The following is a 6384-nucleotide window of genomic DNA, read 5'->3' as shown; positions in this document are numbered from 1 at the left end:
AGCCCTTCAGCTAACCAGACCGGCACCAACGGTGGGGAGATAAATGGCCGCCGTTGGGGAGACCTTCGTGGCCGCCAGCGGGGAGAACTCCAGGCCGCCTACGGGGAGAACTCAGTGACCGTTGACACACCGCCAACCCGCATTTGATCATCAACCAGCAGACCGCGATGGAGACCGGCCCGGTCAGCAAGGTCCATCTCACCGACTCCTTCCGCGGCCATACCGCCACCTTGGAACGGCTCCGCGTCCATCGCCAACTCGACGAAGCTCTGACAAACGGCCCGGACCCTCTCCACCTTGCCGCGGTGTTCGGCCTCGATCCCAAGACCGCCATCCGCTACGCCGACGCCGCCCAGCGGCTCTTGACGAGCACTGCGGAGGAACAGGACCCCGCCAGTCGAGACGAACCCAAGGGTCAAAATCGTCCATGAAGCCTGAAGACCCCTGGATTCAGCGTGAGGAACCTTCAGTTCGCCCGAACTCTGGGAAATCGTGGCCCTCAGCTCCCGAACGTGTCCCCAGCCGCCAGGTAGCTGATCTACAGGTCTTCGGGGGCTAGCCCGAAGAGGGTCGGGAAAGAGCTGGGCCTGATCGGGATCCGACGACTGCCCAGACGATCACACACCATGGCTGATTGTTGCCGGAGAAGGCTCATTGTCAGGTTGCCGGCGCGTCCTCGACGATCCACTGGATCCCATGCGGGATAAGAAAGTCGAGGAAGGCGGTCGGGTGGTATGCCTGGGCGGGTGCGAGTTCTCCCGGCTTGGCAGGTTCGGCGATGAGACGGCGGGCGCTTTCGACGGCGATCACCGCGGTAATGCCGTAGGTGTCGGGACCCCGGACGATGCCGCGGGCGCGGCGGCCGTCGGTACTGGTGGCGTCGAGCACGTAGGTGAAGTGCTGGGTGCGTCGGCTGTCCTCATCGGGTCCTTCAGGCAGGCTTTGGATGATCTCTGGCGTGAGCGGGGTGTTCAGCTGGGCGCCCAACGCCGCCTCGGTCAGCCCCTGGACATGCCGGACGCGGATATGACGGGGGATGGTCACTACCTCCGACACGGGGAAGGCCATCACCGGGGTCGCCTCCGACTGTCCGGGCAGCGTGATCGCGGTGTGGCGGGCGGGCATGCCGGGGCGCCAGTCGCCGTCGTGGTAGGTCATGCCTCCCGCCTTGATGGCGTCGGTCGTTTCGACCAGCGAACGCAGCGAGCCGCGTGACATGCCGCCGCCGACGACCACGTGGGTGGTGACAATCTCTTCGACCGATTCAAGGCGGTCGGCCAGGATGTGGGCCATGAGGTCGACCGCGCCGAAGACGCCCTCAAAGCAGCCCGCGCCGAGATCATCACCCAACGGACCCGCATCGGGGAGCTCCTCGGCCAGGTCCGCGACCTGGAAGCCGAGTGGACCGAGGAAGCCATCCAGCGCGTCACTACTGAAAACACCACCCTCAAGCAACGGGTCCGTCAGCTCACCACCAATAACCGCGGCCTCGACGAACGTCTCCAGGCCGCGCGCTCCAACGTGCGCTTCCAAGACCGACGCGTCGCCGACCTCGAAGCGCAACTCGCCCACCCGCAACAGGCACCCTGACGGCAGCCGCCCCGCATGCTCGGCCCCGCTCACCAAGCCGAGACACTGTTGGCAGATTGATCAAAGACTCGCTACGAGGGAATCGGCTCACTCTCCAGGCTGCCATCGGACCTCACCTCGGCTGCGACGCCACGGCTTCGCAGCCGGATCTTCAGAAACTCCATCTCCACCAGCGTCCCTACAAAGCCGGTGTCAGTGAGCTCGTCGGCGAGTTCACGAGCTCGGGGAAGCGACACCTCCCAGACCTCTCGCAGAACCTTCAAGACCGAGACCAGGCTCGGCACCGGACCGACCACACACAGCCGGCTGGGGCCATGCTCCGCCAGCAGGGCACTGCGGATATTCTCCGGCGTCTCGCCTGAACCGAATTGCTCGCACCAGCCAGTACCGCAGGACTCGCAGGCGACCTCGACATCCCAACACAGCTGCCCGCGGTCGATGAACTGGTTCACCTGACGGACAAGGATGTCCTCGCATCTGCCACAACGCGATTCGATCTTTGCTGTCTGCCCCGTCATCCCCGACACCAACGCTCCCATCGCCGTTCCCACTTCGCAGCGCTACGCCCTGCAGCATGACCGGTTGATCAATATGCCAACAGTGTCCCAACCCGATGGGCGGGGCCGCTCCTATGTGACACGCCCACACAGGCTGCATCCCACAGCCCTCGTCGCGAACATGTAGTTTCTGAATAGCCGCAGTTCAGAGCATGGATCCGACTCCCGCGGTCGGTAATGCCGGCCACCACCCACTCATCCAGCAGCTCCTGCAGGTCCGGTAGCGACCACACGGCCCGGTCGGTGACGTCGGAGCCCCGGCGAGTGACGTCGCGGCCGGTATAGCCGGCCACGTGCTGGCAGAACAGCGTGTTGATCGACTCGAACGTCCGCTCCATGATCGCTTTGTCGGTGGGAGTGCGCTGGTGAGCAGGCTGCACCGAGATTCCGAGCGTGCTGGCCGCTCGAAGGAACACCTCCGAGATGAACACTCTGCCGTGGTCGACCACCACGGTGTCCGGGACGATCACGGGCTTGGCCGCGGCCAGCGCCATTCTCGTGTCCAGATCCACCAGCCGGGCGTGCGGGATACGGGACACCGACATAGCGAGCGCCTGGTCCCAGCCCGGCCGCATCGGCTCGGGCACCATCATCCTTGCCAGCAACAACGCCGCGTCCACGGACTTCGCCCCGACCGGCCGCAACACCGCGGCGCAGAGCGTGCGTGTGGCGACGTCCACCGCCGCAACCAATTCCGCCCTGCCGATCACCCCGTCGTCCATCACCGCCATCACGTCCAACGGCGTCGTATCCAGTTGCACCTGCTCCCCAGGGCGGGCCGCGACTGTGACGGTGAAAGATCCGGTGGGCCGGTTGGCGGTTTGCCGTCGTGTCACTGCCGACCCGAATGTGTGCCTCCCGGCCGACAGTGCCTCCAGCAGGCGATAACAGGTCGCCGTCGAGGGCATGGGCACCACGCCCGGCCCATGCTCCACCTCTTCTCGATCACGGCAACCGCGGCGGCGACCACGCGTGGATCAACGTTGCCGGTGGGCTTGGCGCGCCGGGCATAGCGGGTGTCGACAAGGCCCCATAGTCCCTGCTCCCGGTAGCGGTTGCGCATCCGCTGGACTGTGCGGATACTCGCGTTGATCCCTGCCGCGCTGAGCTCTGCGGCCTTCGCCCGCTCTCGTTCCGTCATCGAGCAGGCGAGCGGGTCGTACTCGGGTTTGGGCGTCGTGCCCTCGGGAGCGTTCGGGGGCAGGCCGGTCTCCATCTCGACCAGGTGCCGCTCCCAGAACTGCGCCGTCTCGGCCACGTGCTCGGGCAGTGCTTCCAACAGGCTTTGCGGGGAGATCCTGACCCGCTGGCCAGTCCTGAAGTCCTCGGCCGACAGCAGATAGGGCAAGGCAACCACGGTCGTCTCTCCGGCAGCCGACAGGAGCCGCACCGTGTTGCCTGACAAGGCCACAACGGTGTGCTCGGTGCCGCTGAAGACCACCCGGTCATTGATTCGCAGGACGCCCGGACGCTCAGCCATGCCAGTTCCCCACTCGCGACGAAGCAGCCTCGACGATGGTGCGATCGCTGAGAACCAGCGATAGGTCGGCCAGGAGGTGGTGACGCCACATCAGATGGAACAGCACCGGCAGGGACGCGATGGGATCTCCGGCCTCCTCGGCCCCCGCCATTAACCCGCGCGGACGGACAAAGACGGATAGCAGCCGCGCAGCCAGCGCTTCGTCAAAACATCGCGGATGTCGGTAACCAGCCAACCACCGCTGATTGGCGACCAGCACCCCATCCATCTGCCCCCAGACGGCGTAGCGCCAGCCCAGTTGCCCGCAGGCTGCCTCTGCCGCGTCGAACGCCTCTTGATCGCGTTGTGCGATCCGGTCCAGCGGGCGAGAGTCCAGCATCAGGACGCCGCCGGCCGTCTGCACGAGGAAGTCGGGTGCGTGCCGGCGGATCTTCCCGCGGGCAAACCAAAGGAGCCACAACGGCTGCGACACGATCGTGGTCACCGCGGGGTCGAAGTCGAGCGCGACCAGGTGGTCGCGCTCGACCCATGACTCGTACCCGATGTGGTTCGCGACGGAGACTGACCTCATCGAGGGCTACCAGCAGGCAGGGCGGTTGCTCGACATTCCCGACGCCGGCTCTGGTGGGCATGAGGCGCGGATGGAGATCCTGGCTATGATCCGGGCCGCGCACAAGAAGCAGGCGCCGCTGCCCGACTATGAGGAACTCCGCCGGAAGTTCAAGGCCGGGCAACCGCTCCAGTCGATCACGTTCGGAGAGTATTGGGACGACTGGGTGGAACGGCGTCGCAACCTCAAGGACATCCGGGAGAGCACGCTCCTTAGCTACGTCTCACACTGGCAGACGCATATCCGCGAAGTTCTCGCCGACGTGCGCTTGGACCGGCTGTTCGTGCCTGTGGTCGAGCAGGTATTCACCCGGATCGACGAGAAGAACGAGGCGTTGCTTGCCGCACGCGCCTCCGACGATCCGCAGGTCCGGGCGTCGGTGCGCGGGAAGCGGCCGACCGGGCCAGTGACCAAGCAACGGATCAGGGCGACGATCCGCACGGTACTGGCCTCCGCGAAACGGGAGCACGTCGTCACTTTTAACGCCGCCGAGCTGGTGAAGCTGGACGCGGGGAAGAAGGCTAAGGGGGTGGTCTGGACGAAGGCGCGGGTGGAGGCGTTCAGCGTCGCGTACGAGAAGCGTCTTGCCGCTGAGCGGGCCGCCCCGGTTCAGGCGAAGAAGCCGCTGGAGAGGTTCAAGGTGTGGCTGGCGACGCCGCGGCCGTCGCCGGTTATGGTGTGGACGCCAGTTCAGCTCGGTACCTTCCTCGACTATGCGGCGCCTGACCGGTTGTACGCCCTGTATCACCTGATCGCGTTCCGAGGCCTGCGTCGTGGCGAGGCGTGCGGTGCGCGCTGGATCGACGGCGAGTTGGACGAAGGTCTGCTGGCCACGGCCAAGCAGCTCACCAACGTCGGCCGGGAGGTGAAGGAGGGATCGCCGAAGACAGAGTCGTCGGACGCGGTGGTTGCGCTGGACAAGGTCACGGTCGCCGTCCTGCGGGCGCACAAGGCCCGGCAGAACGAGGAGCGGCTGGCGTGGGGATCGGCGTGGACGGACACAGGCCGGATCTTCGCGCGCGAGGACGGCAGCGAGTTGACGCCTGACTGGGTCAGTGAGCACTTCGAGCGGTTGGCGTTCGCGGACGGCCTGCCGCCGATCCGGCTGCACGACCTTCGCCACGGCGCGGCCACACTGTCCCTGGCGGCCGGCAACGACATGAAGACGACGTCGGCGATGCTGCGGCACTCGAGCGTGTCGATCACGGCAGATCTTTACACAACGGTGCTGCCGGAAGTGGCGCGGGAAGCGGCCGAAGCGAGTGCCGTTCTGGTGCCTCGGGCGGTCGCCGTGGGGGAGGCGTCCCAAACTGGCGGTCTCCCTACGGTCTCCCATCTGGGAGACCGCCGACCCGCCGACTTGGCGGGATCAAGGAACCTCCAGGTACAGCCTGGAGTGGGAGAGTAGGGCGGGTGGGACTTGAACCCACGACCCACGGATTATGAGTCCGATGCTCTGACCGGCTGAGCTACCGCCCCTGGATTCAGTTGTGTGAAGCGCGGCAGAGACCAAGCCGATCCGATCATGCCGAGCCTCGTGCATGGCTAAGGCTAGAGCATCCGATCCCGTTCTGGTGCCCCGCCGGACGGGAGACAAGGTCCCCCGGACATCATTCCACGCTCCGCAACGTCAGCGGACCCTCAGTCGATCGTATCCGCGGCTCTTTCAGGTCGAGTGCACCCGTAGAGCGAGGACTGGGGGCTGGTGGCGGGGTCGCTGTCTGCTGAGGGGTGGCGGGGCACATGGAGGGGGCCGGTCAGCGGTCCAGCCGTACTTCCTCGGCGTTGTGGCGGCGTCGGCTGCGCAGCCAGTGACCGAGCGTCACCAGCCCGAACCCCGCGAGGTAGACCACCGAGGTGAAGGCCAGGTAGCCGATGCTGCTGTCGAGCAGCTCCGGCGAGGTGCTGCGCGGGAAGGCCGCGGTCGCGCCGTTGGTCCACTCCATGACCAGGAGTCCCGTCTGGAAGGTGTAGACCTGGGCGAAGACGACGGCGAATGCCAGGTAGGCGCCGAGCCGGTTGCGGATCAGCAAACCGATCGGCAGAGCCAGCAGGACGACGATGATGGCGACCATGGTGTTCTCTCCTTGTAGTTCGGAGGTGTTCGGGACGCATCCACTGTCGGTGGATCGGTCCTGGGCGCGCAT

General features: G+C 66.1%; 8 protein-coding genes and 1 tRNA gene. 2 read left to right on the top strand and 7 right to left on the bottom strand.

Annotation, left to right across the window (positions count from 1 at the left end):
- Nucleotides 1-143 precede the first annotated feature (143 nt).
- Nucleotides 144-431: a hypothetical protein gene (locus tag ACTWQA_RS19545; RefSeq protein WP_443160609.1), complete on the top strand. Its 288-nt coding sequence runs from the start codon at nt 144-146 to the stop codon at nt 429-431.
- A 226-nt stretch (nt 432-657) separates the two neighbouring features.
- On the opposite strand, the gene ACTWQA_RS19540 is transcribed toward ACTWQA_RS19545, so the two are convergent.
- The 5 genes from ACTWQA_RS19540 to ACTWQA_RS19520 form a co-directional block, all read right to left on the bottom strand.
- A complete protein-coding gene (locus tag ACTWQA_RS19540) occupies nt 658-1572 on the bottom strand; it encodes a hypothetical protein (RefSeq protein WP_443160608.1) in 915 nt (304 codons plus the stop codon).
- A gap of 89 nt (nt 1573-1661) precedes the next feature.
- Nucleotides 1662-2042 (bottom strand): hypothetical protein, encoded by a 381-nt coding sequence (locus ACTWQA_RS19535; protein ID WP_443160607.1) that lies wholly within the window; start codon nt 2040-2042, stop codon nt 1662-1664.
- Between the two features lie 134 nt (nt 2043-2176).
- Nucleotides 2177-2887, bottom strand: coding sequence for a hypothetical protein (locus tag ACTWQA_RS19530; protein WP_443160606.1), 711 nt, complete (start codon nt 2885-2887; stop codon nt 2177-2179).
- A 92-nt stretch (nt 2888-2979) separates the two neighbouring features.
- The gene (locus ACTWQA_RS19525) at nt 2980-3627 is read right to left on the bottom strand and encodes a hypothetical protein (protein ID WP_443160605.1); all 648 of its coding nucleotides are present in this window, start codon (nt 3625-3627) and stop codon (nt 2980-2982) included.
- The gene (locus ACTWQA_RS19520; RefSeq protein WP_443160604.1) at nt 3620-4198 is read right to left on the bottom strand and encodes a TnsA-like heteromeric transposase endonuclease subunit; all 579 of its coding nucleotides are present in this window, start codon (nt 4196-4198) and stop codon (nt 3620-3622) included. The genes ACTWQA_RS19525 and ACTWQA_RS19520 overlap by 8 nt, the downstream gene beginning before the upstream one ends.
- Here ACTWQA_RS19520 and ACTWQA_RS19515 point away from each other — a divergent pair.
- Entirely contained in the window at nt 4170-5645 is a 1476-nt protein-coding gene (locus ACTWQA_RS19515; protein ID WP_443160603.1) for a tyrosine-type recombinase/integrase, read from the top strand. The two genes, ACTWQA_RS19520 and ACTWQA_RS19515, sit on opposite strands and share 29 nt — an antisense overlap.
- Here ACTWQA_RS19515 and ACTWQA_RS19510 read toward each other — a convergent pair.
- Together ACTWQA_RS19510 and ACTWQA_RS19505 are read right to left on the bottom strand one after the other, a co-directional pair.
- Nucleotides 5643-5716 (bottom strand) — tRNA-Ile (locus ACTWQA_RS19510). The genes ACTWQA_RS19515 and ACTWQA_RS19510 overlap by 3 nt on opposite strands.
- A gap of 278 nt (nt 5717-5994) precedes the next feature.
- Nucleotides 5995-6312 carry a hypothetical protein gene (locus ACTWQA_RS19505; RefSeq protein WP_443160602.1) on the bottom strand — a complete coding sequence of 106 codons (318 nt, stop codon included), beginning with the start codon at nt 6310-6312 and terminating at the stop codon, nt 5995-5997.
- Between the last annotated feature and the right edge of the window lie 72 nt (nt 6313-6384).

This window comes from Nonomuraea sp. 10N515B, assembly GCF_052245915.1.
Classification (GTDB): domain Bacteria; phylum Actinomycetota; class Actinomycetes; order Streptosporangiales; family Streptosporangiaceae; genus Nonomuraea.
Note: the sequence above shows the minus strand (reverse complement) of the source record. Positions and strands in the feature narration are given on the sequence as shown.